Below are 24,497 nucleotides of genomic sequence, written 5' to 3'. Positions count from 1 at the left end.
CTACCGACCTTTGACTTCAGTCTCTGTGGAGCCTCGATCAGCCCGTTGCGGCTTCCTCGGCTTCGGGCTTCGACTTGCCTTCCTTCTTGGGGATCGGCTGGATATCGAGCAGCACTTCGTCCTTCTCGTCGAGGTCGACTTCGAGGCGACCGCCATCGGTCAGGCGACCGAACAGCAGTTCGTCGGCCAGTGCACGACGGATCGTGTCCTGGATCAGACGCTGCATCGGACGTGCGCCCATCAGCGGATCGAAGCCCTTCTTCGCCAGGTGCTTGCGCAACTTGTCGGTGAAGGTGACCTCGACCTTCTTCTCGCTAAGCTGGGTTTCCAGTTGCAGCAGGAACTTGTCGACCACGCGCAGGATGACCTGTTCGTCGAGCGCCTTGAAGTTGACGATAGCGTCCAGACGGTTGCGGAATTCAGGCGTGAACAGGCGCTTGATGTCGCCCATTTCGTCGCCGGCCTGCCGTGCGTTCGTGAAGCCGATGGTCGCCTTGTTCATGGTCTCGGCACCCGCGTTCGTCGTCATGATGATGATGACGTTGCGGAAGTCGGCCTTGCGCCCGTTGTTGTCGGTCAGCGTGCCGTGGTCCATGACCTGCAGCAGCACGTTGAAGATGTCCGGGTGCGCCTTCTCGATTTCGTCGAGCAGCAGCACCGCGTGCGGCTTCTTCGTGACAGCCTCGGTCAGCAGACCGCCCTGGTCAAAACCGACGTAGCCCGGAGGCGCGCCGATCAGGCGGCTCACCGCGTGACGCTCCATGTACTCCGACATGTCGAAGCGGATCAGCTCGATGCCCATGATGTAGGCCAGCTGCTTCGCCGCTTCGGTCTTGCCGACGCCCGTGGGGCCGGAGAACAGGAACGAGCCGATCGGCTTGTCACCCTTGCCCAGGCCCGAACGCGCCATCTTGACCGCGGAAGCCAGCACTTCGAGTGCCTTGTCCTGGCCGAACACCACGCTCTTGAGGTCGCGCTCGATCGTCTGCAGCTTGCTGCGGTCGTCGTTGCTGACGTTGGCCGGGGGAATGCGCGCGATCTTCGCCACGATTTCCTCGACCTCGGTCTTACTGATGGTCTTCTTGCGCTTGCTCGGCGGCAGGATGCGCTGGGCGGCGCCGGCTTCGTCGATGACGTCGATCGCCTTGTCGGGCAGGTGACGGTCATTGATGTACTTGGCGCTGAGCTCGGCCGCAGCCTGCAGGGCCGCCACGGCGTACTTCACGCCATGGTGTTCCTCGAAGCGCGACTTCAGGCCCTTGAGGATGTCGACGGTTTCCTGCACCGACGGCTCGACCACGTCGACCTTCTGGAAACGACGCGACAGGGCCGCATCCTTCTCGAAGATGCCACGGTATTCCGTGAAGGTGGTCGCACCGATGCATTTGAGCTGGCCGCTCGACAGCGCCGGCTTGAGCAGGTTCGACGCGTCGAGCGTGCCGCCCGAGGCTGCGCCCGCACCGATCAGGGTGTGGATTTCGTCGATGAACAGGATGGCGTTCGGCTTGTCCTTGAGCGACTTGAGCACGCCCTTCAGGCGCTGCTCGAAGTCGCCGCGGTACTTGGTGCCGGCCAGCAGCGCGCCCATGTCGAGCGAGAACACGTTCGACTCGGCCAGGATTTCCGGCACGTCGCCCTGCGTGATGCGCCATGCCAGGCCTTCGGCGATGGCAGTCTTGCCCACGCCGGCCTCACCCACCAGCAGCGGGTTGTTCTTGCGCCGGCGGCACAGGATCTGGATGACGCGCTCGACCTCGTACTCGCGGCCGATCAACGGATCGATCTTGCCGTCCTTGGCCATCTGGTTGAGGTTCTGGGTGAACTGCTCGAGCGGCGAGGCCTTCTCGTTGCGTTCGCCACCGCCCTCTTCGCCCTCACCTTGAGGCGCTTCGCCGCTGCCCTTGACGGCTTCCGGCGGATCGCTCTTCTTGATGCCGTGGGCAATGAAATTGACCACGTCGAGGCGGGTGACGCCCTGCTGGTGCAGGTAGTACACGGCGTGCGAGTCCTTCTCGCCAAAGATCGCGACCAGCACGTTGGCGCCGGTGACTTCCTTCTTGCCGTTGCCGGTGGACTGCACATGCATGATGGCGCGCTGGATCACGCGCTGGAAACCCAGGGTGGGCTGGGTGTCGACATCATCGGTACCCGCCACCTGGGGCGTGTTGTCCTTGATGAAGTTGGTGAGCGACGCCCGCAGGTCGTCGACGTTCGCCGAGCAGGCGCGCAGAACTTCCGCGGCGCTCGGGTTGTCCAGCAAAGCGAGCAGCAGATGTTCCACGGTGATGAACTCGTGGCGTTGCTGCCGGGCCTCGACGAAGGCCATGTGCAAGCTGACTTCCAGTTCCTGGGCAATCATGTGATTTCCTTTTGCCTTGCTGTAAATATGTTCTCAGATGGGTTGGAGCGCGTGCAATTCAACTGGTTCACGCGACCGGTTCGCTGACACATTGCAGCGGGTGCCCTGCCTGCTGCGCGGCCTCCATCACCTGATTGACCTTGGTGGCCGCCATGTCGCGGGAATAAACCCCACAAATACCCCGGCCATCGAGGTGGATCTTGAGCATGATCTGGGTCGCCGTTTCTCGGTCCTTGCTGAAGTATTCCTGCAGGACCACGATCACGAACTCCATCGGCGTGTAGTCGTCGTTGAGCATGACGACCTGGTACATCTGGGGCGGTGCCGTTTTTTGCGGTCGGCGCTCCAGAACGACCGAATCTCCGTCGTCGCCCGCCGGTTTCTGCGCCGGTGGGGTGCTGGGAGTCTTGGGAATTCTCGTTGCCATGAAAATGATTCTATAGAGCGTGCAAGCACCGTGCCGACGCCAACCGACTTGGTGGCGCCTATTCGACAAATCAAGGGGCACGCGTCGTGTACGACAGCACGAAGACAGACGTAAAAAAACCGGCAAATTGCCGGTTTTTTTCAGAGCTGACGCAGAACAGGCCCCTTGGGTGCCGGCAGTTTCCGGCCGAGCACCCGGGTCGCAACCGGTAGTTCCGGCGGCAAGGCATCGATTTCTTCGTCCGAGAGCTCGCGTTCGGGCGCAGGCTCTTCTTTCTGTACGGTCAGGGCCGACACCTCGTGCGGTACAGGCGGAGCCTGTGGCTCTGAATCCCGGCGAAGAACGGGGGCGGACGGGCGCGCCTTTGGCTGCACCGGCTGCGGGAACGCAGGCGGTTCTTCTCTCCTGGCGGGCCAGGTCTGGGGCTCTCGCCACAAGGCCTGCCACTCCGCCTGTCGCCGCGCGTCCTGCTCGGCCTGCCAGCGCACTGTCGCCAAGCGCTGCGCTTCGTGGTGTCCGGCCTGTTGCAGCCCCCATTGCGCCAACTCGGCACGAACCATCTGCCGCGTCTGCTCACGCTCGATCTCCCATACGCGGCGCTGGGCGTCGAATTGTCTGCCGATCCTGTGCGCAGACACACAGAGACCAAGCAAGGCTCCGGCGACGCCCACCGCAAAACAGATGACAAGGAAATTGGCCTGAATCAGCGTCACAGCGAAATCTCCCCATCGCTATCCCATTTACGCAACAGATCAAGCGGAATGGCGTCGGCCACCTGCGAAAAACGCAGGCCCGTCATGCGTTCCGCCTGCTTGAGCAGCACGGCGACCGGGCTGCTTGGCTCATTGCACTCGAACCATCGGCGGGCATTGCCGATGTCGCGAAGGATCTCGTCGCGTGTCGCAAGCCCCCTGCCGAGGGGCTTGCTCTCCGGCCACGGCGGTCGCGGATCTGGCGTTGTGGCGACCACGACATGTGCCGCCGGTGACGCGCTTCGCTGGAAATGGGCAAGCAATCGCACCAGCGCGTGCAGAGGGGGCGCGTCCTGACCCAGGTGCTGTCCGGCCCAGGCGACGATCTGTGCAGCGGCCTCGGCCGCTTGCGCCAACAGATGCAGCGGTGCCCGGTCGTCATCCGACGTGGCAGCCGTCAGATCCGCCAGTTGTTGCGCCATGGCTTCGGGGCTGGCGGCATCAATGGGCCGAGGTATCGCAAACGACCGCTCGACTTCACGCACCGTCAGATGACGTGCAGCATTGGCCGCAATGACGATCTCGCGTATGTCGCCCAACAAGCCTTCCGGATCAGCCAGCGCTGCGAGGGCATTGGCCCGCACCGCCGGATCGCGCTCGCCTTCGATCACCAGTTGGGGGTGGACCGCCTCGGGCCAGGTCTGGAGCGCCTCCGCCAGCAGGACCAGGGACTGCGCAAGCCCTGATGCCTGGGCCAACCGGGTGCGCGCGCGGCACAGCCAGACGAATAGGTTGATGTCGCGGGTCCGCAGCAACAATCGGCGGCAATCCCGCTCGATCTCGGCCCAGTTGGGGGCCTCCGGCGTTCCGACGAACTGGCCATACTGAGCGTCGCCGCGGGGAGCCATGCGCGCCAGCAGGACGGCATATTCGGCGTCGTACTCCAGGCTGGGACCGCAAGGCGCCGTTGCACTGAAAGGCGACAGTCGGTCCGCCTCGATTCGGGCTGGCATGGCGTAGGCGGCGGGCACGGCGTCTGTGTGGACGGGAGAGGTCATGAGGCAGGCTTCGACTGTGAAGAATTCAGCGTATTGCGGTCGCATTGCCGTGACAGCGCGAGCCGATGTACGCCTCGGGCTCGAACACCATCCCGACGGTGTAGCCGGGGGGTGAGCGCAGCGCATCGACGGCACGCCCTTCGTCTGCATCCCCCCCGGAGCCGCTGAGCCAGGTGGACCAGCCCAGCTTCTCGGTGTCGTCAAGCCGCGCCGGTGGCGTGCTGTCGTTGCGCACACGCAACTCCACCTCCCAGACGAACTCATGGCCGACGAAGCCGCGGACCCATTCGACGAGCAGGCCCAGGTCCTGGCCCTGCGGCGTGAAACGCAGGTACTGCGCCAGGCTCAGCGGGCCGAGCACGAGCCGGAACTTGTTCTGCCGGTCGGCCACGACCTCCCCCGCAATGGCGCCCACACCCATGATGCTGGAGGTTCGCGCGAGCCCCAGGTGGCTCTGGTCCTCGGGATCGATCCGGATCCAGTGGCGCACGAATTCCTGCAATTGCACGGGCACCGCGAAAAACTGCGCCAGGGTGGCGGCCAGCCCGTCGGGATTGCGGGCCTCACGGGCCAGGTGGGTCGAGGCCGCCAGCCGCGCGTGCGCAGGCAGCACCGAATCGCGAATCTCCAGCGGGTCGTGCCCCGTCAGCCGCGCGACATAGCCGCTGAACACCTCGTCGTCCGACCTGTCGAGCCCGGCCGCGGCTTGCCCTTGTGCCCATGCGCGGTACATGTGCGTCAGGTAACGGTGATGGAACAGGTCGAGGAAATCCGCGAGGGTGCTGTCGTTGTGGTTTTCCGTGCGGTCCCGCACCTGTTCGGTGTAGTGCAGCGGCAAGGGGCCGTTGGGTCCCAGAAGGCCGAGGCCGTACAGGCGCACGATCGGAAGCGCGGGGTTGTTGCCAGCTCGCGTCGGCGACGCCCCCGGCAATCGGCGCTCCGACTCGCCGGGAAGCACCACACCGGCGATTTCGCGCGGCGCGAAAGTCAAGGCCGCGGCCTGCCCCATCTCCCGTGAGCAAAGGGTTGTTCTGACGCCGGCGCAGCAGGATGTCGACCATCGTGCGGATCTCGTGTCCACGGCCGATGACGGGATCGATCTGCCCCTGAGACGCACGTTCGGTCAGATCCGTGCAGTAGCGTCGCAGCGCCGACTTTCCATCCTGCGCCGTCTCCGCGAACACGGCACTGGCTTCACCGGGCACAGCGGATGGCAAGCCGGAGCCATCGTGCGGTCCTTCCTTCCCTTCAGGAGACCCAGCCACGATCGCGCCGGCGGCCTCCATCAATTGATCTGCGGGGATTCCTCGGAATGCGGGCGAAATTGTGAGAAGCACGCGCCGGAGTTCTGGCGTTTGCAGCAGCGCGGCAAACAACCAGGCACCACGCACGCAATGCACACCCAATTCGAGACTGGACACCACCCAGGCGCGCTCGATGGCCACTTCGATGTGGTTGGAAAAATCGGTCAACGACGTCGCCCCGGAAGGGAGCTTGGACAACGCCGATGCGAAGTCTCTTTCGATAGCTTGCGGATCGATCTGGTAATGCCTGCAGATTCGGTGCAGATCGCTGTCGTTAAGCTGCCAGAGCTGATGAATCCAATGCGTCAGTTCGACATAAGGATTGCCGCGCAACTTGGCAAATGCAGTGGCGGATTCGATGCCACGAAACAAGGTGAGATTGAGCTTGCCGAACAGTGCTCGCCGAGAGATCGTCATTGCGCGATCTGCCGTGCGGCATACACGCTCCGTTCAACCGAATCATCTTCGACGCTCGATATCGCCGAGCAGATTTCTGCGTTCTTCTTCCCCATTTCGCGCCCCATGCTTCTTGGAATGGGCGCGATTCTGGCGGCTCTCTGCAAGGAAAATTCAGTACAGTTTCTACCAATGGTTAAACGAAAGAGGCGTCCTATTGATCCGTGATGTTTGCCCGCCGCTCCTTACATTCAGAAGACAAAGGAGGTAATTCAACAACGATATCGAGGGCACGCCGGGCAAGAAAAAAACCCTCGAGTCCTTTCGGAAGCTCGAGGGCTTTGGACAGGCATGACGTTTCTTGACGTCAGCGCTTGCAATTACATGTTGTCGATCATGACTTGGCCGAAACCAGAGCAGCTCACCTGCGTTGCACCGTCCATCAGGCGTGCAAAGTCATAGGTGACCTTCTTGCTGGCAATCGCCTTTTCCATCGAACTGATGATCAGGTTGGCCGCCTCGGTCCAGCCCATGTGGCGCAGCATCATTTCTGCGGACAGGATCTCGGAACCCGGGTTCACATAGTCCTTGCCGGCGTACTTGGGCGCCGTGCCGTGGGTGGCTTCGAACATGGCGACGGTGTCGCTCAGGTTCGCGCCCGGGGCAATGCCGATGCCACCGACCTGTGCGGCCAGCGCATCGGAGACGTAATCGCCATTCAGGTTCAGCGTGGCGATCACGCTGTACTCGGCGGGGCGCAGAAGAATCTGCTGCAGGAACGCATCGGCGATGCTGTCCTTGACGGTGATTTCCTTGCCCGTCTTCGGGTTCTTGAACTTCATCCACGGGCCGCCGTCGATCAGCTCGGCGCCGAACTCCTTGGCGGCCAGGTTGTAGCCCCAGTCACGGAAGCCACCTTCGGTGAACTTCATGATGTTGCCCTTGTGGACCAGGGTCACGCTCGGCTTGTCGTTGTCGATGGCGTACTGGAACGCCTTGCGCACGAGGCGCTCGGTGCCTTCGCGCGACACCGGCTTGACGCCGATGCCCGACGTGTTCGGGAAGCGGATCTTCTTGACACCCATCTCGTCTTGCAGGAACTTGATGAGCTTCTTGGCCTTGTCGCTTTCGGCTTCAAACTCGATGCCTGCATAGATGTCTTCCGAGTTCTCGCGGAAGATGACCATGTTGGTCTTGTGCGGCTCGCGCACCGGGCTGGGCACGCCCTCGAAGTATTGAATGGGTCGCAGGCAGACATAGAGGTCGAGTTCCTGGCGCAGTGCGACGTTGAGTGAACGGATGCCGCCACCCACGGGCGTGGTCAGCGGGCCCTTGATGGACACCACATAGTCACGCACCGCGTGCAGGGTTTCCTCGGGGAGCCAGACGTCGGGGCCGTAGACCTTGGTCGACTTCTCGCCTGCGTAGACCTCCATCCAGTGGATCTTCTTCTTGCCGCCGTAGGCCTTGGCCACTGCGGCGTCCACCACCTTGAGCATGACGGGCGTGATGTCCAGCCCCGTGCCGTCGCCTTCGATGAACGGAATGATCGGCTGATCAGGCACATTGAGCGAATTGTCGGCGTTGACCGTGATCTTCTGACCTTCGGTCGGAACCTTGATGTGCTGATAGCTGGACATGAGGGGGATTGACTCCAAGAATGACATGGTTCGAGAGAGTGTCAACGAATTAAGACAGCGAGGGAGAATCGCTGTACAGCCCGTTGACAAATCGCTGTACATTTTAGACGCAACCCATCAGCGGACGATTGTCAACCGTAGGGCCATAGAGTCCGTTACTGGCTGACCTTCTGCCTGCCGGGAGGCGTTTCCAACCAATTCTCGATAGAGGAATCATCAATGAGCAAACTTCTCGCAGTCATGATCGCTGGCCTGTTCGCCGCTGGCGCGTATGCCCAGAACCCGGCCGGCACGACGCCCGAACAAGGCAACGCAACCAACAGCAAGCCGCAAGCACGCGCTGAAGCCAAGAAGGAAGCCAAGCCCGCTGGTCAAGTGGCTCCTGCTGCTGGCGACATCGCCAAGACGCCTGAAGGCGGCACGTTCGGCGCTGACAAGGCTGGCGTTGCTGGCGAAAAGCGCGCCAAGACCCGCGATGATCGTCGTCGCAACAAGGACGGCAGCGTGAAGCGCAAGGCCACCCAGGGCGGCACGCCCGACATGCCCGGCGCCAAGTAAGCCGGACTGCCCCACGAAAAAGCGCTCTCCGGAGCGCTTTTTTTCGTCCGCAGTTTTGTTCAACCATTGTCAACCGGGGTTCCTGAGGCCCGTTGAATGGAGACCTTCCGCAGGGAGGTGATCCAAATCAACAATCTCAAAGGATTTCTCATGAACAAGCTGATCGCAGCCCTGGTCGCCGGCCTCTTCGCAGCCGGTGCATTTGCGCAAGCCGCCGAACCCGCAGCCGCAGCGCCGGCCGCCCCCGCAGTGCACAAGGCAAAGGCCAAGCACGCCGTCAAGAAGCACAAGGTGCGTCACGTCTCGAAGGCCCACGCGGCCGCCGCCAAGAAGGTGTAAGCTTTCCAGCTCCCGGCAATGCCCGCTTCGGCGGGCATTTTTATTGGTCACGGGCCGACCTTGTGTGTCCCGGCCCTGAAAGAGTCATCCGATGTTTCAGCGTTTCGCCGCACTGCTTCTGGTGTCCGCGTCCTTTTTGGCGCCGGCCCACGCGCAGCAGCAACTCCAACCGCAACCCCAAACCGACCTGGCACGTACCCAGTTGTCGGTCGGCCTCTACAAGATCGATGCGCAGGTGGCGCAATCGCCTCGCGAGCGCGAGATTGGCCTGATGTTCCGCAAGACGATGCCGCAGGCCGAGGGCATGATCTTCGTGTTCGAGCAGCCGGCCACGCAGTGTTTCTGGATGCGCAACACGCTGCTGCCACTGACGGCCGCCTTCGTGGCCGACGACGGCCGCATCGTCAATCTGGTCGACATGCAGCCGATGACCGAGAACTCGCATTGCTCCGAAGAGCCGGTGCGCTATGTGCTCGAAATGAACCAGGGCTGGTTCGCCAAGAAGAACATCAAGAAGGGGGCCAAGCTCGGCGGCGAACTCTTCTCGGCCGCCAAGCGCTGAATTCAGCACCCACTAAAAAGCCGACCCGCAGGTCGGCTTTTTTCATGGCGAACGCCGAACCCGGCTTCAGCCGAAGTTCTTTGCTGCGAAGTCCCAGTTGGCCAGCTTGGCCAGGAAGGTCTCGACGAACTTCGGACGCAGGTTGCGGTAGTCGATGTAGTACGCGTGCTCCCACACGTCCACCGTCAGCAGCGCGGTGTCGGCGGTCGTCAGCGGCGTGCCGGCGGCGCCGGTGTTCACGATGTCCACCGAACCGTCGGCCTTCTTCACCAGCCACGTCCAGCCCGAGCCGAAGTTGCCCACGGCCGACTTCACGAAGGCTTCCTTGAAGGCGTCGAAGCTGCCCCACTTGGCGTCGATGGCCTTGGCCAGTGCACCCGTCGGTGCGCCGCCGCCTTGCGGCTTCATGCAGTTCCAGAAGAAGGTGTGGTTCCAGATCTGGGCGGCGTTGTTGTAGATGCCGCCGCTGGACTTCTTGACGATCTCTTCGAGCGTCATCGCTTCGAACTCGGTGCCCTTTTGCAGGTTGTTCAGGTTCACCACGTAGGCGTTGTGATGCTTGCCGTGGTGGTACTCGAGCGTTTCCTTCGAGTACTCGGGGGCCAGTGCGTCGATGGCGTACGGCAGGGGTGGGAGCACATGTTCCATGGTTTTTTCTCGTGGGTTGGTTGTGGGAAACAAAGGATTCTAGGAAGGAATCATCGCGCCGACGTCGGACGTGGCCCCGTGCTGTCGCCGGGGTCGACGGTCATGCGCACCGCCCCGTCCGAAAGTCGCGCCAGCACTGCGTCTCCTGCCTGCAGATTCTGGCTGCTGACAATCGCGTGGCCCGCTTCGTCCGTGAGCAAGGCGTAGCCGCGCTGCAGAACCAGCGTGGGGTCGAGCAGTTGCAGGCGAAGCGCCACGCGTTCGAGCCGCTCGCGCCGTTGGGCCAGCGCGCGAGAAAACTTGAGGGGAAAGTCCGCCGCGATGGCTTGTGGCACCTGCGCCAGGCGCTCCCGCCGGGACAGCACCGCATAGTGCAGACGCTGCGCATGATGCGCCAGCCGCAATTGCTGGCGAGCCACCAGTCCGGATGGCCGCCCCAACCGTGAGGCCGCCTGGTCCAGCCGCTGTCCGAGCACATCGAGCCGCCCGCCCAGCGCATCGCCGAGCCGTTCGTCAAGCAGATCGAGCGCGCCGAGCCACAGATCGCGCGGCGCGCTGACGAGTTCGGCGGCGGCCGTCGGTGTCGGTGCGCGCAGGTCGGCGCAGAAGTCGGCGATGGTGAAATCGGTTTCGTGCCCCACGCCGCTGATCACCGGCACTGGACTCTGCACGATGGTGCGCGCCAGGGTTTCGTCGTTGAAGGCCCAGAGGTCCTCGATCGATCCGCCACCGCGCACCAGCAGGATCACGTCGACGGCCGGCTCGAGCGCGTAGAGCGACTGCAGGGCGCGCACCAGCTCGACCGGTGCGTTGGCCCCTTGCACCGCCGCCGGCGCCAGCACCACAGGGATGTGAGGCACGCGCCGCCGCAACGCTGTCACGACGTCGTGCAGTGCCGCAGCGCCCAGTGAGGTAACAACCCCCACTGCGCGCGGCATGGACGGCAGCGGCCGCTTGCGCGCCGGATCGAACAGGCCCTCGGCCTCGAGGCGTGCCTTGCGTTGCAGGAACTGTTCGAACAGCGCGCCCTGCCCCGCGCGCCGCAGGCTTTCAACCACCAGTTGCAGGTCGCCGCGCGGCTCGTACACCGCCAGCCGGCCGCGCACCTCGACCTGGTCGCCGTCGCGCGGCGTGAAGTCGAGCAGGCCGGCGGCACGGCGGAACATCGCGCATCGCAGCTGGCCGGATTCGTCCTTGAGCGAGAAATAGCAATGGCCGCTCGACGCGCGCGAGAAGCCCGAGATCTCCCCGCGCACCGACACCGGATTGAAGCGCGCGTCGAGCGCATCGGCCACCGCGCGGCACAGCGCGCCCACGGCCCAGACGCGCGGCCCGGGCGCTGCATTCGGCTCCCGGAAGCTCATGGCGCCCCCTTGCCGTCGATCGCCACTCTTCCACAACGGGCGTCGCGCCCCCCACTTTGGAGGGGTATGGTGGAACAGATGCACGAGTTCTCGTGCAAGCTGTTGATTTCATTAAAAAAAGTGCTGCTCAAAATTCAATCGATCTAACGGAAAGCCCGTCCCATGCGGGTTCGGAGACATTGCGCAATGGGTTAATCACAAAGTTATCCACAGAATCTGTGCGTCCTTGCCGACACGCAAACAAGCCGCAAGCCGATGGTGGCTCGGTGGATAATCGCCGCGCATTTGCAGTCTACGGGCCGGAGGATTTTCTTGTTTTCCATCATTGTTGCCGCGGGCTGGCCAATCTGGCCATTGCTCGCCTGTTCGGTCATCGCACTCGCGTTGGTCATTGAACGTTTCACCAGCCTCAAGACCGTCAAGGTCCTGCCGCCGAAGCTGCTGGACGAGACCATCACCGTGTCGCGCGGCGCGGTTCCCGGCCCGGACGTCGTGACCAAACTGGAAAGCAACTCGATGCTCGGGCAGGTCCTGGCCGCCGGCCTGCGTGCACTGAACGCCAACCCGCGCTGCACCGAAGACGACTTGCGCGCCGCCATGGAGGCCTCGGGCCGTACCGTGGCGCACAAGCTGGAGCGCTACCTGCCAGCGCTGGCCACCATTGCCTCGGCGGCGCCGCTGCTCGGCCTGCTGGGCACGGTGATCGGCATGATCGAGATCTTCGGATCGCAATCGCCCGGCAGCGGTGCGGTCGGCTCGGGCAATCCGGCGCAACTGGCGCATGGCATCTCGATCGCCCTGTACAACACGGCCTTCGGCCTGATCGTGGCCATTCCCACGCTGATCTTCTGGCGCTACTTCCGCAGCCGCGTCGACGAGTACCTGCTGAACCTCGAACTCTCTGGCGAGCGCTTTGCCCGCCACCTGAACGCTCTGCGCAAATGAGTTCGCGTGGCCGCATGCAGTTTCGTCATGGGGCACGTGACGAGCCGGAGATCAACCTGATCCCGTTCATTGACGTGCTGCTGGTCGTGCTGATCTTCCTGATGCTGTCGACCACCTACAGCAAGTTCACCGAGATGCAGTTGCGCCTGCCGACCGCGGACGTCGATGCGCAGCGCGACTACCCGAAGGAAGTGATCGTGGCGGTGTCCGCCGACGGCCGTTACGTGATCAACAAGTCCCCCCTGGCAGACCGCAGCGTCGACACCGTGGCCGCCGCGCTCGGCGCCGCTGCCACCGGCGGCAAGGACAGCGTCGTGATCATCAGCGCCGACGCCGCCAGCCCGCACCAGGCTGTGGTGACGGTGATGGAGGCCGCGCGCCGCGCCGGCCTGATGCAGATCACCTTCGCCGCCCAGTCGACGGCCCAGGCTGGTCACTGAGCGTGTCGAGCGCTGCGGGCCACGGCAGTCCGGCGCCCTCGGCCTCGCGGCTGCAGGATGTCTGGCTGCGCCGCGGCCCGATGGCCTGCCTGCTGTGGCCGCTGTCGCAGGTCTACGGCGCCCTCTTCGCGCTGCGGCGCACCTTCTATCGTTGGGGTTGGAAAAAGACCGGGCGCGTGCCGGTCCCCGTCATCGTGGTCGGCAATGTGATCGCGGGCGGAGCCGGCAAGACACCGGTCGTGATGGCGGTCGTGCGCCATCTCCAGGCACGCGGACTGCAGGTGGGCGTGGTGTCGCGCGGCTACGGTCGACGCACCGACGATTGCCGTGAAGTCCAATCCGACAGCGATCCGCAGGACGTCGGCGACGAACCCGCGCTGATCCACCATGCCACCGGCGCGCCCGTCTTCGTGGCCCGAGAGCGCATAGAGGCCGCACGCGTCTTGCTCGAACGGCACCCGGCCGCGCAGGTCATCGTCAGCGACGATGGCCTGCAGCACCTGGCGCTGGCACGCGACATCGAGATCTGCGTGTTCGATGACCGCGGCATCGGCAATGGCTGGCTGCTGCCTGCCGGCCCCCTGCGCGAGCCATGGCCCCGCCCTTGTGACCTGCTGCTGCACAGCGGTGAGCGGCCCGCGCTCACCGGCGGCTACACCGCCACGCGCGAATTGGCGCCGTACGCGCTCGCCAAGGACGGTCGACGCATTCCGTTGGACACGCTCGCCGGCCAACCCGTGATCGCGCTCGCCGCCATCGCGCGGCCGGAAGCCTTCTTCGCGATGCTGCGCGCGCGCGGCCTCACGCTCGCGGACACCCTCGCGCTGCCCGACCACCATGACTTCACAGGCTGGCAACGCCCGGCCGGCCCCGCCCTGCCCCTGATCTGCACCGAAAAAGACGCGGTGAAACTTTGGGTGCAGGCCCCCGACGCGCTCGCCGTGCCGCTGCGCTTCGAACCCTCGCGGGCGTTCTTCGCCGCGCTCGACGCAAAGCTATCATCGCTCGATGGATACCAAGCTGCTTGAACTGCTCGTCTGCCCCGTCACCAAGGGCCCGCTGACCTGGAATGCCGAAAAGCAGGAGCTCTGCTCGCGCAGCGCGCGCCTGGCCTACCCGGTGCGCGACGGCATCCCGGTGCTGCTCGAGAACGAGGCGCGTACGCTGTCCGACGAAGAGCTGGGCCTGTGAGCTTCACTGTTCTGGTGCCGGCCCGACTGGCTTCGACGCGACTTCCCAACAAACCGCTGGCCGACATCGCCGGCCTGCCGATGGTCGTGCGCGTGGCGCAACGCGCACGCCAGTCCGGCGCCCTGCGCGTGGTGGTGGCCGGCGACGACGCCTCCATCCTCGACGCATGCAAGGCGCACGGCGTCGAGGCCCTGCTGACCCGCCAGGACCATGCCAGCGGCACCGACCGGCTGGCTGAAGCCTGCGAACAGCTCGGACTCGACGGCGACACCATCGTCGTCAACGTGCAGGGCGACGAACCGCTGATCGACCCGGCGCTGATCGACGCCGTGGCGGCCACGCTGGCCGCACGGCCGCAAGCGGCGATGAGCACCGCCGTCCACGCGATCGACTCGCTGGCCGACTTCATGAATCCGAATGTCGTGAAGGCCGTGCTTGACGCGCAGGGTCACGCGCTCTACTTCAGCCGCGCGCCGATCCCCTGGTGGCGCGACGGCTCTTCGAACGGCGCGGCGCCCTCGGTATTACCCAGCCCCGCACCGCTGCGCCACATCGGCATCTATGGCTATCGTGCGGGCTTCGTGCGGCAATTTCCGTTGCTGTCGCCCGCGCCTGTCGAGGCCACCGAAGCGCTCGAACAGCTGCGCGCGCTGTGGCACGGGCATCGCATTGCGGTGCATGTGAGCGATGTCGCACCGGGCCCCGGTATCGACACGCCCGAAGACCTGGCGCGCGTGCGCGCCGTCTTCGCTGCCGGCTCCCCCGCGTGAGTTGCTGGCCGCCTCCGAGGGAGACGGTGGAAATTTGTCACGGGCACGCGTGCTATCCTCGATGCAATTCCGCCTCGGTGCGCCTGAGGGCGCGCATGGGGCGCGACACAAAATCTAAGAACCATCCGAGGACACCATGAGACTTATTTTGCTGGGCGCGCCCGGGGCAGGCAAAGGCACGCAAGCGACCTTCATCTGCCAGAAATATGGCATTCCCCAGATCTCCACCGGCGACATGCTGCGTGCCGCGGTCAAGGCGGGCACTCCCCTCGGCCTGCAGGCCAAGGCGGTCATGGATGCGGGTGCGTTGGTCAGCGACGACCTGATCATCAACCTCGTGAAAGAACGCATCGCGCAGCCCGACTGCAACGGCGGCTTCCTGTTCGACGGTTTCCCCCGCACCATTCCGCAGGCCGACGCCATGAAGGCGGCCGGCGTCAAGCTCGACTATGTGCTCGAGATCGATGTGCCCTTCGGCGACATCATCGAACGCATGAGCGGCCGCCGCTCGCACCCGGCTTCGGGGCGCACGTACCACGTCAAGTTCAACCCGCCCAAGGCAGAAGGCAAGGACGACGTGACCGGTGAAGAACTGATCCAGCGTGAAGACGACAAGGAAGAGACCGTGCGCAAGCGGCTCGACGTCTACAGCCAGCAGACCCGTCCGCTGGTGGACTACTACTCGGCCTGGGCCAAGGCCGACCCGGCCGCCGCGCCGAAGTACCGCGCCATCCAGGGCGTGGGCACGGTCGACGAGATCACGCAGCGCGCCCTTGCCGCACTGAACAGCTGATCCAACGAACGGCTGACGGCTGAGCCGTCAGCCTCTCAGTCGCCCTCCGACGCAGGCAGGGCGACCACTCCCAACAGTTCCAACACCAGCGCAACCCGCGCCTTGCCCGGCGTGAGTGCGCCCGCATCCCGCAGCCCGTCGCCGGGCTTCGGCAGGATGCGTCCGTTCGTGCAGCGCGTGGCGCGCAGCACCGCGACGCCTGAGGCCTGCGCCTTCAGCGCCTCAGCCTCCAATGTGTGGTGCACGGTGCCGTTTCCGGTCGCGGCCACGACCAGTCCGCGCAAGGGCGCTGCCGTTGGCGACGGCAGCAAGAGCGCCTCGACGATCGCGCCGCTTGCGCCCGCGTGGCTCATGACGATCTCGACGCGAGGCCACGGCTTGGACACAGCCTCCAGGCGTGCGGCATCGAGCGACGCCCCCAACGGCCACGCGCGCACGCGCCGAACCTCGCCCTCCTCCACGTAGCCGACCGGCCCGGCATCGGCCGACGCAAAGGCATCGAGGCGATAGGTGTGCACCTTCTGCACGTCGAGCCCGCTGTGAATCGTGCCTGCACACACCACGGTCACGCCCTGCGCACCTGTCGTCGATGCCACCACGAGCGCATCGCGCACGTTCTGCGGACCGTCAGGCGACAAGGCCGTCGCCGGACGCATCGCGCAGGTCAGCACCACCGGCTTGATCGGTGCCAGCACGGCATGCAAGAAGAAAGCCGTTTCCTCCAGCGTGTCGGTGCCGTGCGTGATCACGATGCCCGCCACGTCGGGCTGCGCCAGCCAGTGCGCGCAACGCTCGGCCAGCCGGCGCCAGGTGTCGGCGTCCATGTCCTTGCTGTCGAGCTGTGCGACCTGCTCCGCCACCAGCGTCACGCCAGCCGGCGCTTCGATGCCGCCCAGTAGGTCTGCCACGCCCACCTGCCCCGCTGTGTAGCCGATGTTGTCGCCACTGCTGGCCGCCTTGCCGGCAATGGTGCCGCCGGTGCCCAGCACCACTACACGGCGCATCTCGGACGAAGAGGAATGAGTCATGACTTGTCAACTTTTGAAAACTGGTTAAAAATACAGGTACTGGATATCTAGCCAGTGCCGCAAGGAAACCACTATGCAGTTCGCAGTGAAGCTTACCGCCCGCCAGCAGCAGATCCTGGACCTGATCCAGGGCGCCATCGCACGCACCGGTGCGCCGCCCACGCGCGCCGAAATCGCCAACGAGCTGGGCTTCAAGTCGGCCAACGCCGCCGAAGAGCACCTGCAGGCACTGGCCCGCAAGGGCGTCATCGAACTCGTCAGCGGCACCTCGCGCGGCATCCGCCTCAAAGGCGATGCACTGCGCTCGCTCCACGAAACGCGCCACCGCGAAGGCAACCAGTTCTCGCTCTCGCTGCCCGGCATGGCCCAGCTCGCGCTGCCGCTCATCGGCCGTGTCGCGGCGGGCTCGCCCATCCTGGCGCAAGAGCACGTCGACCAGACCTACTACGTCGAGAACACGCTGTTCCAGCGCCAGCCCGACTACCTGCTCAAGGTGCGCGGCATGTCGATGCGCGACGCCGGCATCATGGACGGCGACCTGCTCGCCGTGCAGGCCACCAAGGAAGCACGCAACGGGCAGATCGTGGTGGCTCGCCTCGGCGAGGAAGTCACCGTCAAGCGCCTGAAGCGCAACAAGCAGGTGATCGAGCTGCACGCCGAGAACCCCGACTACCCGACCATCATCGTCCAGCCCGGCGAACCTTTCGAAATCGAAGGCCTCGCGGTCGGCCTCATCCGCAACACCATGCTGATGTAGGCCCCGGGCCTGCTGCTGCCCATAAGCAGCAGTACCTCATCCGGCCGCGACAGGTGGCGGGCGTATGGCGCGAAGTCGCCATCACCCTGTTGCGGCCGATTCAAGAAATCCTGCCTGTGTTCAACCTCATACTTTTTTGGAGTTCACATGGGAATCGCCCTCCTCGCCATCGCCGACATCTGGTCGCCCCTGCAATCGCTGGCCACCCGCTGGATGCCCGCCCGCCGCTCTTCGCGCGGTGACAGCAGCGACGCGGCCGCTGGCCTGCGCTACGTGGCCGTGCGTCCGGCCTGCACGGCGCGCACCGCCGGCAGTCCTGCGCCGACAACGTCGCCCTCCGCCGCCACGCCCGCTCGTCCGCTGCGCGTGGTCCGCGTGGTCGACCGGCAAGGCTCGCAGCGTGGCTGCGCCAACCGGGTCGTTATCTCCGGCCGCATGGCGGACGTGTGCGCCGAGCTCGACCGGCTCGCCGCGCTGGAAGCGGCGGAAACCGGGAGCGGCACGCCCCGCCCCAGCTGCCTGCACTGAGACGGTGCAAACGAATCCGCCGTGTCTGCGCCATCCGCGCCCCCTGTGCATGGTGGATTCACCTTCTCCCGCCTGAAGCAGGCGCTCCGGGCACCACAAGGCGCCGGGTATCCAAACGTTCACACGTGCGACGTGCCGATGCTGCGAGGCACAATGGCACGCCATGAACATTGTGATCCTCGACGATTACCAGGACGCCGTGCGCAAGCTGCAGTGCGCCGCCAAGCTGGACGCGTACGCCGCCAAGGTCTACACCAACACGGTCAAGGGCATCGGTCAACTGTCGGTTCGCCTCAAGGACGCGGACGTCATCGTGCTCATCCGCGAGCGCAGCCAGATCTCCCGGCAACTGATCGAGAAGCTGCCCAAGCTCAAGCTGATTTCCCAGACCGGCCGCGTCGGCGGCCACATCGACGTCACGGCCTGCACCGAGCGTGGCGTGGCGGTGGCCGAAGGCTCGGGCTCGCCGCAGGCGCCTGCCGAACTCACCTGGGCGCTGATCATGGCGGCGATGCGTCGCCTGCCGCAGTACATCAGCAACCTCAAGCACGGCGCCTGGCAGCAGTCGGGGCTCAAATCGGCCTCGATGCCGCCGAATTTCGGCGTGGGCTCGGTGCTCAAGGGCAAGACGCTGTGCATCTGGGGCTATGGCCGCATCGGCCAGCTGGTGGCGCGCTACGGGCAGGCCTTCGGGATGCAGGTCGTGATCTGGGGCCGCGAGGCCAGCTGCGCCAAGGCGCGCTCCGACGGCTTCCAGGTGGCGCAGAACCGCCACGAATTCTTCGCCATGGCCGACGTGCTGTCGGTGCATCTGCGGCTCAACGAGGACACCCAGGGCCTCGTGACGCTCGAAGACCTCTCTCGCATGAAGCCGACGGCGCTGTTCGTCAACACCTCGCGCGCCGAACTGGTGGAGGCCGATGCCCTGTTGGCCGCACTCAATCGCGGGCGCCCCGGGCTGGCGGCCATCGACGTGTTCGAGAGCGAACCGCCGCTGCAGGGCCACGCGCTGCTGCGCCTCGAAAACTGCATCTGCACGCCGCACATCGGCTATGTGGAGCAGGAAAGCTACGAGAGCTACTTCGGCCAGGCCTTCGACAACGTCGTGAGCTTCATCAAGGGCAACCCCACGAACATCGTGAATCCCGGCGCGCTGCAGGTCCGGCGGTGAAGGCATGAGCCGGCCCGCGCCGCAGCGAGGCGCGCTCTGGGCGCTGCTGGCCGGCAATTTCGTGATCGGCACGGGTGTGATGGTCGTGCCGGGCACCCTCAACGAAATCAGCGCTTCGCTGTCGATCCAGGTCGCCACGGCAGGCCAGCTCATCAGCGCGGCCGCCTTCGTGATGTGCCTGGGCGCCCCGCTGCTGGCCGCCGCGGTCGCCGGCTGGGACCGCCGCAAGCTGCTGGCCCTCACGCTGCTCTGGTACGCCGCCTGGCACGTGGTCGCGGCGCTCATGCCCAGCTTCGGCGCGCTGCTGCCGGTGCGCATGCTCACGGTGATCGCGCCCGCCATCTTCACCCCTCAAGCGGCGGCCTGCGCCGGCATGCTCGTGCCGCCGGAGCAGCGCGGGCGCGCCGTGACCTTCGTCTTCCTCGGCTGGTCGGTGGCCTCGGTGCTGGGCCTGCCGATCGGCGCACTGATCGGCGGCCACCTGGGCTGGCGCATGGCCTTCATGACCATCGCGGCGCTCAGCGTCGTGAGCGCCGCCTCGGTCTGGCTGACGTTGCCCAACGGCATCCGGCCGGCCGCGCTCACAGCCGCAGCCTGGTCGCGCGTGCTGCGCAGCCCGGTGCTGATGGGCATCGTGTCGGTCACCGCGCTGCAGGGCGTCGGCCAGTTCGTGCTGTTCAGCTATTTCGGCCCGCTGCTCAAGCAGGGCTTCGGCGCCGACGCCAACACGCTGAGCCTGATGTGGGCGCTTTTCGGCGCCTTCGGCCTGGTGGGCAACATGGTGGTGAGCCGCTACATCGATCGCGTTGGGGCCGGGCGCATGGTGCTGCTGACGACCGGGCTGATCGCGCTGAGCCTCCTGCTATGGCCACTGGCCAGCACGCTGGCGTGGCTCGCGGTGGTGCTGGTTCCCTGGGGCCTGGGCTGCTTTGCCACCAACTCCTCGCAGCAGGCGCGGCTGGTGGGGCTGGCGCCCGCCTTGGCGCCGGGCTCGGTGGCACTCAACAGTTCGGGCATCTACATCGGCCAGGCCCTGGGCGCGGCGCTCGGCGGCTGGCTGCTGGCGAACGACGCCACCGAGTGGATGAGCCGGGTCGGTTTCGGACTGATGCTGCTGGCCATGGGCCTGAGCATCGCCATCGACCGCAGCCGCCGTCCGGCCTGAATCCGATGCCCCGCGTAACACCCGGGGCGCGGGTCTTCCGCGAAATTGCAAAATCGGAGCTTTCGTCCGTGTCGCGCACCTGCGCCGGCGCGGCCGTCCGGACACCCACCAACCCATGAGAACCTTGATCCCATGACAGTGAACTACCCCCGAATCGGCGTGATCGGCGCCGGCGCCATGGGGCGCGGCATCGCACAGATCGCCGCCCAGGCCGGCAGCGAGGTGCTGCTGCTCGACAGCTTCGCAGGCGCCGCCGAACGCGGTCGCGAGGCCCTGGCCGCCCAATGGAACAAGCTGCACGAGAAGGGCAAGATCGACGCCCCCACGCGCGACGCGTATGTCGCCCGCGTGAAGGCGGTCGACGCCATGCAGGCGCTGGCGGGCTGCGACCTCGTGGTCGAGGCCGTGGTCGAGAATCTCGAGGTCAAGCGCACGCTGTTCCGCGAACTCGAAGACGTGGTCGCGCCCACCGCGACGCTGGTCACCAACACCTCGTCGCTGTCGGTCACGGCCATCGCGGCCGGCCTGCGGCACCCGGCGCGCTTCGCGGGCTTTCACTTCTTCAACCCCGTGCCGCTGATGAAGGTGGTCGAGGTGGTGGCGGGCTTCAAGACTTCGCCCGAGGTCTGCCAGCAACTCGCCGGCTATGCCGCGCAGATGGGTCACAGCGCCGTGCAGGCGCAGGACACGCCCGGGTTCATCGTCAACCACGCGGGCCGCGGCTACGGCACCGAGGCGCTGCGCATCGTGGGTGAAGGCGTGACCGACTTCGTGACCATCGACCGCATCCTGAAGGACCAGGCGGGCTTTCGCCTCGGCCCGTTCGAGCTGCTGGACCTCACGGCGCTCGACGTGTCGCATCCGGTGATGGAGTCGATCTACCACCAGTACTTCGAAGAGCCGCGCTTCCGCCCGAGCGTGATCACCGCGCAGCGCCTGGCCGCCGGCGCCCTGGGCCGCAAGACCGGCGAAGGTTTCTACCGCTACGAAGACGGTGTGATGCAGCAGACGCCCGAAGCGCCGCCGCCGGTGGTCGAAGGCACGCCCTCGGTCTGGGTGTCGCCTCGCGCCGCGCGCCGTGCCGAGCTGCTGCGCCTGGTGAACACGCTGGGCGCGCAGATCGACAGTGGCGCCGCAGCCGCACCGCAGTCGATCATCCTGGTCGCGCCGCTGGGCTTCGACGTGACGACGGTCGCGGCCGTCGAGCGGCTGGACGCCACGCGCACCGTCGGCATCGACATGCTCATCGACGATGCCGCCACCAAGCGCCGCGTGCTCGCCACCAACCCGGCCACGCGTCGCGATGTCCGCGATGCGGCGCACGCCCTCTTCGCGCGCGACAGCAAGGCCGTGAGCGTGATCCGCGACAGCGGCGGCTTCGTCACGCAGCGCGTGATCGGCGCCATCGTCAACATCGCCGCCGACATGTGCCAGCAGCGCGTGTGCACCCCGGCCGACCTGGAGACCGCCGTGCAGCTCGGTTTGGGCTACCCGCGCGGCCCGCTCGCCATGGGCAACCTCTACGGGCCGACCAACATGCTCGAAGTGCTGTTCAACCTGCAGACCGTGTACGGCGATCCGCGCTATCGCCCGAGCCCGTGGCTGCGCCGCCGTGGCGCGCTGGGCCTGAGCCTGCTGCACGAAGAAGAATGAGCAACGAAGAACAGGCACACACGCCATGACCGCCGAACTCAGGAGCACCAGCGAAGGCAGCACCATGGTGCTGACCATCGTCAACCCGACCCAGCGCAATGCGCTGGGCCCCGAGATCTATGCCGCCGGCATCGAGGCGCTGAACGGCGCCGAGAGCAGCGACGAGATCCGCAGCGTCGTCATCGTGGGCGAAGGCGCCTGGTTCTGCGCCGGCGGCTCGCTGCAGCGGCTGCTGGCCAACCGCCAGCTCGACCGTTCGGTGCAGGCCGAAAGCATCGAGGGCCTGCACAACTGGATCGACTCGATCCGCACCTTTCCCAAGCCGGTCATCGCGGCCGTCGAGGGCGCGGCGGCCGGCGCCGGCTTCTCGCTTGCGCTGGCCTGCGACTTCGTCGTGGCCGCGCGCGACGCCGTGTTCGCCGCCTCGTACAGCAACGTGGCGCTTTCGCCCGACGGCGGCCTGAGCTGGCACCTCGGGCAGGCGTTGCCGCGCCAGCTGGCGAGCGAATGGCTGATGAACGGCGAACGCATCGAGGCCGCGCGCCTGCATGGGTTCGGCCTCGTCAACGAACTCGCCGACAGCGGGCAGGCGCTGGCCGGAGCACTGGCCCTGGCCAACCGCCTGAACGCGCGTGCGCCGAATTCGCTGGCCAGCATCAAGGAGCTACTCAGTGAAGCGCGCGGCGCCACGCTGGCCTCACAGCTCACGCAGGAGCGCGATCATTTCGTGCGCAACCTGCACCACGCGAACGCGGGCATCGGCATCGCCGCGTTCCTCGAGAAAAAACCGCCGCGCTACGAGTAACACCTCGCGGCGTCGCTCCCGAGACACCCCACAGCTTTTCAGTCGCCGAGAGGACAGACCATGGACGACCCCATTCTTACCATCGAAGAACGTGAAGCGATCAACAGTGGTCGCTGGTTTTCTTCCCTATCTCCATCGCTACGGCACGACATCCTCCGATGCGCCTTTGTCAAACGCTACAAGGACGGCGACCTGCTCGCCGCGCGCGGCGACCCGCCCGAGCACTGGATCGCCTGTGCCAAGGGGGCGTTGCGCGTGAGCTCGACCGCGGTGTCGGGCAAGCAGGTGACGCTGACCTACGTCGAGCCGGGCATCTGGTTCGGCGACGTGGCGATGTTCGACGGGGAGCGCCGCACGCACGACACGTACTCGCACGGGGACACCACCGTGCTGTGCGTGGCACGGGCCGACTTCCAGAAGATCCTGGCCACGCACGTCGAGCTGTACGAAGCGCTGATGCGGCTGCAGGCACGCCGCATCCGCACGCTGTTCGGGCTGGTGGAAGACCTCAACACCCTGCCCTTGCGTGCACGGCTGGCCAAGCAGCTCATTCACCTGGTGCGCAGCTACGGCGTGCCCAACCTGGACGACGGCAGCCAGACGCGCATCGGCCTGCAACTGGCGCAGGAAGAGCTCGCGCAGCTGCTCGGCGCCTCGCGCCAGCGGGTCAACCAGGAACTCAAGACGATGGAGCGCGAGGGCACCATCCGGATCGAGCCGGCCGGACTGGTCGTGCTGGACCGCTCGGCGCTGATGCAAATCTCCGTAGCAGACAACTAAAAGAATCGACATGAGCCAGGACTTCTCCAGTTTCATCGGCACCCGCGCGGTGTCCCAACAGCACACCTTCGACGTGGACGCGCTCGCGGCCTGGCTCGAAAAGAACCTCGAGGGCTTCCAGGGTCCGCTGACGGTCGAGATGTTCAAGGGCGGACAGTCGAACCCGACCTACAAGCTCGTGACGCCGAAGCAAAGCTACGTGATGCGTGCCAAGCCCGGCCCGGTCGCCAAGCTGCTGCCCTCGGCCCATGCGGTGGAACGCGAGTTCAAGGTGATGAGCGGCCTGGCCGGCACCGACGTGCCCGTGCCGCGCATGTACTGCCTGTGCGAAGACGAGTCCGTCATCGGCCGCGCCTTCTACATCATGGAGTTCATGCAAGGTCGCGTGCTGTGGGACCAGTCGCTGCCCGGCTTCAGCAACGCCGAGCGCGCGGCCTACTACGACGAGATGAACCTTGTCATCTCCGCGCTGCACACGGTCGATTTCGCCGCCCGAGGCCTGGTCGACTACGGCAAGCCCGGCAACTACTTCGAGCGCCAGATCGGCCGCTGGAGCAAGCAGTACAAGGCCTCGGCCGATGGCGCCGGCGAACTGTCGCAACCCATCGAGGCCATGGAGCGCCTGATCGACTGGCTCCCCGCCCACATGCCGGCGAGCGCGCGCGACGAGACCAAGGTCTCGATCGTCCATGGCGACTACCGCCTGGACAACGTGATGTTCCACGCCACCGAGCCGCGGATCATCGCGGTGCTCGACTGGGAACTCTCCACACTGGGCCACCCGCTGGCCGACTTCAGCTACCACTGCATGTCCTGGCACATGCCTCCCACCACCGGCCGTGGCATCGGCGGCGTGGATGTGGCGGCGCTGGGCATTCCCACCGAGAGCGAATACATCCGTCGCTATTGCGAGCGCACCCGCATCAGCACGCCAGAGGCGCTGGCGCCCGACTGGAACTTCTATCAGGCCTACAACCTGTTTCGCATGGCTGCCATCCTGCAGGGCATTGCGAAACGGGTCGAGGCCGGTACCGCATCGAGCGAGCAAGCCGTGGCGTCCGCCCGCGGCGCGCGACCGATGGCCGAGATGGCTTGGCAATTTGCCCAGAAGGCATAACCAGCCC

Annotated in this window: 26 protein-coding genes and 2 pseudogenes; 18 read left to right on the top strand and 10 right to left on the bottom strand. The window is 65.7% G+C overall.

Translation table 11 applies throughout. The features are described 5' to 3' along the window. Positions 1-37 precede the first annotated feature (37 nt). The 7 genes and pseudogenes from clpA to icd form a co-directional block, all read right to left on the bottom strand. Positions 38-2,359 (bottom strand): ATP-dependent Clp protease ATP-binding subunit ClpA, encoded by a 2,322-nt coding sequence (clpA, locus tag D3H34_RS01365; RefSeq protein WP_119551465.1) that lies wholly within the window; start codon positions 2,357-2,359, stop codon positions 38-40. Positions 2,360-2,426: 67 nt separating this feature from the next. After that, the gene (gene clpS / locus D3H34_RS01360; protein WP_119551462.1) at positions 2,427-2,786 is read right to left on the bottom strand and encodes an ATP-dependent Clp protease adapter ClpS; all 360 of its coding nucleotides are present in this window, start codon (positions 2,784-2,786) and stop codon (positions 2,427-2,429) included. Between the two features lie 140 nt (positions 2,787-2,926). Then, entirely contained in the window at positions 2,927-3,499 is a 573-nt protein-coding gene (locus tag D3H34_RS01355) for a hypothetical protein (protein WP_119551459.1), read from the bottom strand. Further along, positions 3,496-4,536 (bottom strand): type VI secretion system protein TssA, encoded by a 1,041-nt coding sequence (locus D3H34_RS01350; RefSeq protein WP_286185336.1) that lies wholly within the window; start codon positions 4,534-4,536, stop codon positions 3,496-3,498. Before D3H34_RS01350 ends, D3H34_RS01355 begins: the two co-directional genes overlap by 4 nt. A 25-nt stretch (positions 4,537-4,561) precedes the next feature. Next, positions 4,562-5,545, bottom strand: a pseudogene (gene tssG, locus D3H34_RS01345) (type VI secretion system baseplate subunit TssG); the annotation flags it as partial. Then, positions 5,532-6,257: pseudogene (locus D3H34_RS34605) on the bottom strand (Clp protease N-terminal domain-containing protein); the annotation flags it as partial. The pseudogenes D3H34_RS34605 and tssG, both read right to left, overlap by 14 nt. A 359-nt stretch (positions 6,258-6,616) precedes the next feature. Next, a complete protein-coding gene (gene icd, locus D3H34_RS01335; protein WP_119551454.1) occupies positions 6,617-7,876 on the bottom strand; it encodes an NADP-dependent isocitrate dehydrogenase in 1,260 nt (419 codons plus the stop codon). A 219-nt stretch (positions 7,877-8,095) separates the two neighbouring features. Between icd and D3H34_RS01330 the strand changes: the two genes are divergently transcribed. The 3 genes from D3H34_RS01330 to D3H34_RS01320 all read left to right on the top strand — a co-directional run bounded on the left by D3H34_RS01330 (position 8,096) and on the right by D3H34_RS01320 (position 9,335). Then, positions 8,096-8,434: a cell envelope biogenesis protein TolA gene (locus tag D3H34_RS01330; RefSeq protein ID WP_119551451.1), complete on the top strand. Its 339-nt coding sequence runs from the start codon at positions 8,096-8,098 to the stop codon at positions 8,432-8,434. Between the two features lie 150 nt (positions 8,435-8,584). Then, a complete protein-coding gene (locus tag D3H34_RS01325; protein ID WP_119551925.1) occupies positions 8,585-8,773 on the top strand; it encodes a hypothetical protein in 189 nt (62 codons plus the stop codon). A gap of 91 nt (positions 8,774-8,864) precedes the next feature. After that, entirely contained in the window at positions 8,865-9,335 is a 471-nt protein-coding gene (locus D3H34_RS01320) for a DUF192 domain-containing protein (protein WP_119551447.1), read from the top strand. Between the two features lie 66 nt (positions 9,336-9,401). Here the strand turns inward: D3H34_RS01320 and D3H34_RS01315 are convergent, their stop codons facing one another. Both D3H34_RS01315 and xseA read right to left on the bottom strand, forming a co-directional pair. Beyond that, positions 9,402-9,983 carry a superoxide dismutase gene (locus D3H34_RS01315; RefSeq protein ID WP_119551445.1) on the bottom strand — a complete coding sequence of 194 codons (582 nt, stop codon included), beginning with the start codon at positions 9,981-9,983 and terminating at the stop codon, positions 9,402-9,404. A gap of 50 nt (positions 9,984-10,033) precedes the next feature. Continuing rightward, positions 10,034-11,347 carry an exodeoxyribonuclease VII large subunit gene (gene xseA / locus D3H34_RS01310; RefSeq protein ID WP_119551442.1) on the bottom strand — a complete coding sequence of 438 codons (1,314 nt, stop codon included), beginning with the start codon at positions 11,345-11,347 and terminating at the stop codon, positions 10,034-10,036. Positions 11,348-11,439: 92 nt separating this feature from the next. On the opposite strand from xseA, the gene D3H34_RS34140 reads away from it, so the two are divergent. The 7 genes from D3H34_RS34140 (at position 11,440) to adk (ending at position 15,486) form a co-directional block, all read left to right on the top strand. Next, positions 11,440-11,742: a hypothetical protein gene (locus tag D3H34_RS34140; protein ID WP_167481088.1), complete on the top strand. Its 303-nt coding sequence runs from the start codon at positions 11,440-11,442 to the stop codon at positions 11,740-11,742. Beyond that, on the top strand, positions 11,660-12,292 hold the full coding sequence (locus tag D3H34_RS01305; RefSeq protein ID WP_095947709.1) for a MotA/TolQ/ExbB proton channel family protein: 633 nt from the start codon (positions 11,660-11,662) through the stop codon (positions 12,290-12,292). Before D3H34_RS34140 ends, D3H34_RS01305 begins: the two co-directional genes overlap by 83 nt. Before the next feature lie 14 nt (positions 12,293-12,306). Then, positions 12,307-12,732, top strand: coding sequence for an ExbD/TolR family protein (locus tag D3H34_RS01300; protein ID WP_062471507.1), 426 nt, complete (start codon positions 12,307-12,309; stop codon positions 12,730-12,732). Between the two features lie 80 nt (positions 12,733-12,812). Next, a complete protein-coding gene (gene lpxK, locus D3H34_RS01295; protein WP_119551924.1) occupies positions 12,813-13,760 on the top strand; it encodes a tetraacyldisaccharide 4'-kinase in 948 nt (315 codons plus the stop codon). Continuing rightward, complete coding sequence (locus tag D3H34_RS01290) at positions 13,741-13,923, top strand: Trm112 family protein (RefSeq protein WP_013541700.1); 183 nt, start codon at positions 13,741-13,743, stop codon at positions 13,921-13,923. The genes lpxK and D3H34_RS01290 overlap by 20 nt, the downstream gene beginning before the upstream one ends. After that, positions 13,920-14,693 carry a 3-deoxy-manno-octulosonate cytidylyltransferase gene (kdsB, locus tag D3H34_RS01285; RefSeq protein WP_119551439.1) on the top strand — a complete coding sequence of 258 codons (774 nt, stop codon included), beginning with the start codon at positions 13,920-13,922 and terminating at the stop codon, positions 14,691-14,693. Before D3H34_RS01290 ends, kdsB begins: the two co-directional genes overlap by 4 nt. 136 nt (positions 14,694-14,829) lie before the next feature. Continuing rightward, positions 14,830-15,486, top strand: a complete 657-nt coding sequence (gene adk / locus D3H34_RS01280) for an adenylate kinase (protein ID WP_119551436.1) — start codon at positions 14,830-14,832, stop codon at positions 15,484-15,486. Positions 15,487-15,521: 35 nt separating this feature from the next. On the opposite strand, the gene D3H34_RS01275 is transcribed toward adk, so the two are convergent. Continuing rightward, positions 15,522-16,514 carry an asparaginase gene (locus tag D3H34_RS01275; protein ID WP_119551434.1) on the bottom strand — a complete coding sequence of 331 codons (993 nt, stop codon included), beginning with the start codon at positions 16,512-16,514 and terminating at the stop codon, positions 15,522-15,524. Between the two features lie 73 nt (positions 16,515-16,587). On the opposite strand from D3H34_RS01275, the gene lexA reads away from it, so the two are divergent. The 8 genes from lexA (at position 16,588) to D3H34_RS01235 (ending at position 24,490) form a co-directional block, all read left to right on the top strand. Beyond that, positions 16,588-17,271: a transcriptional repressor LexA gene (gene lexA / locus D3H34_RS01270; RefSeq protein ID WP_062471522.1), complete on the top strand. Its 684-nt coding sequence runs from the start codon at positions 16,588-16,590 to the stop codon at positions 17,269-17,271. Between the two features lie 147 nt (positions 17,272-17,418). Beyond that, complete coding sequence (locus D3H34_RS01265) at positions 17,419-17,799, top strand: hypothetical protein (RefSeq protein WP_119551432.1); 381 nt, start codon at positions 17,419-17,421, stop codon at positions 17,797-17,799. Between the two features lie 163 nt (positions 17,800-17,962). Continuing rightward, entirely contained in the window at positions 17,963-18,970 is a 1,008-nt protein-coding gene (locus tag D3H34_RS01260; RefSeq protein ID WP_119551430.1) for a D-2-hydroxyacid dehydrogenase family protein, read from the top strand. 4 nt (positions 18,971-18,974) lie between these two features. Further along, positions 18,975-20,135, top strand: coding sequence for an MFS transporter (locus D3H34_RS01255; RefSeq protein ID WP_119551426.1), 1,161 nt, complete (start codon positions 18,975-18,977; stop codon positions 20,133-20,135). Positions 20,136-20,267: 132 nt separating this feature from the next. Further along, positions 20,268-21,788 (top strand): 3-hydroxyacyl-CoA dehydrogenase, encoded by a 1,521-nt coding sequence (locus D3H34_RS01250; protein ID WP_119551423.1) that lies wholly within the window; start codon positions 20,268-20,270, stop codon positions 21,786-21,788. A gap of 25 nt (positions 21,789-21,813) precedes the next feature. After that, complete coding sequence (locus D3H34_RS01245; protein WP_119551421.1) at positions 21,814-22,593, top strand: oxepin-CoA hydrolase, alternative type; 780 nt, start codon at positions 21,814-21,816, stop codon at positions 22,591-22,593. 60 nt (positions 22,594-22,653) lie between these two features. Continuing rightward, positions 22,654-23,373, top strand: a complete 720-nt coding sequence (locus D3H34_RS01240; RefSeq protein WP_119551418.1) for a Crp/Fnr family transcriptional regulator — start codon at positions 22,654-22,656, stop codon at positions 23,371-23,373. A 10-nt stretch (positions 23,374-23,383) separates the two neighbouring features. Then, entirely contained in the window at positions 23,384-24,490 is a 1,107-nt protein-coding gene (locus D3H34_RS01235) for a phosphotransferase (protein WP_119551415.1), read from the top strand. Positions 24,491-24,497: the final 7 nt, after the last annotated feature.

This window comes from Acidovorax cavernicola (assembly GCF_003581445.1).
The sequence above is the reverse complement of the archived record's forward strand: the minus strand, read 5'-3'. Positions and strand labels throughout refer to the sequence as shown.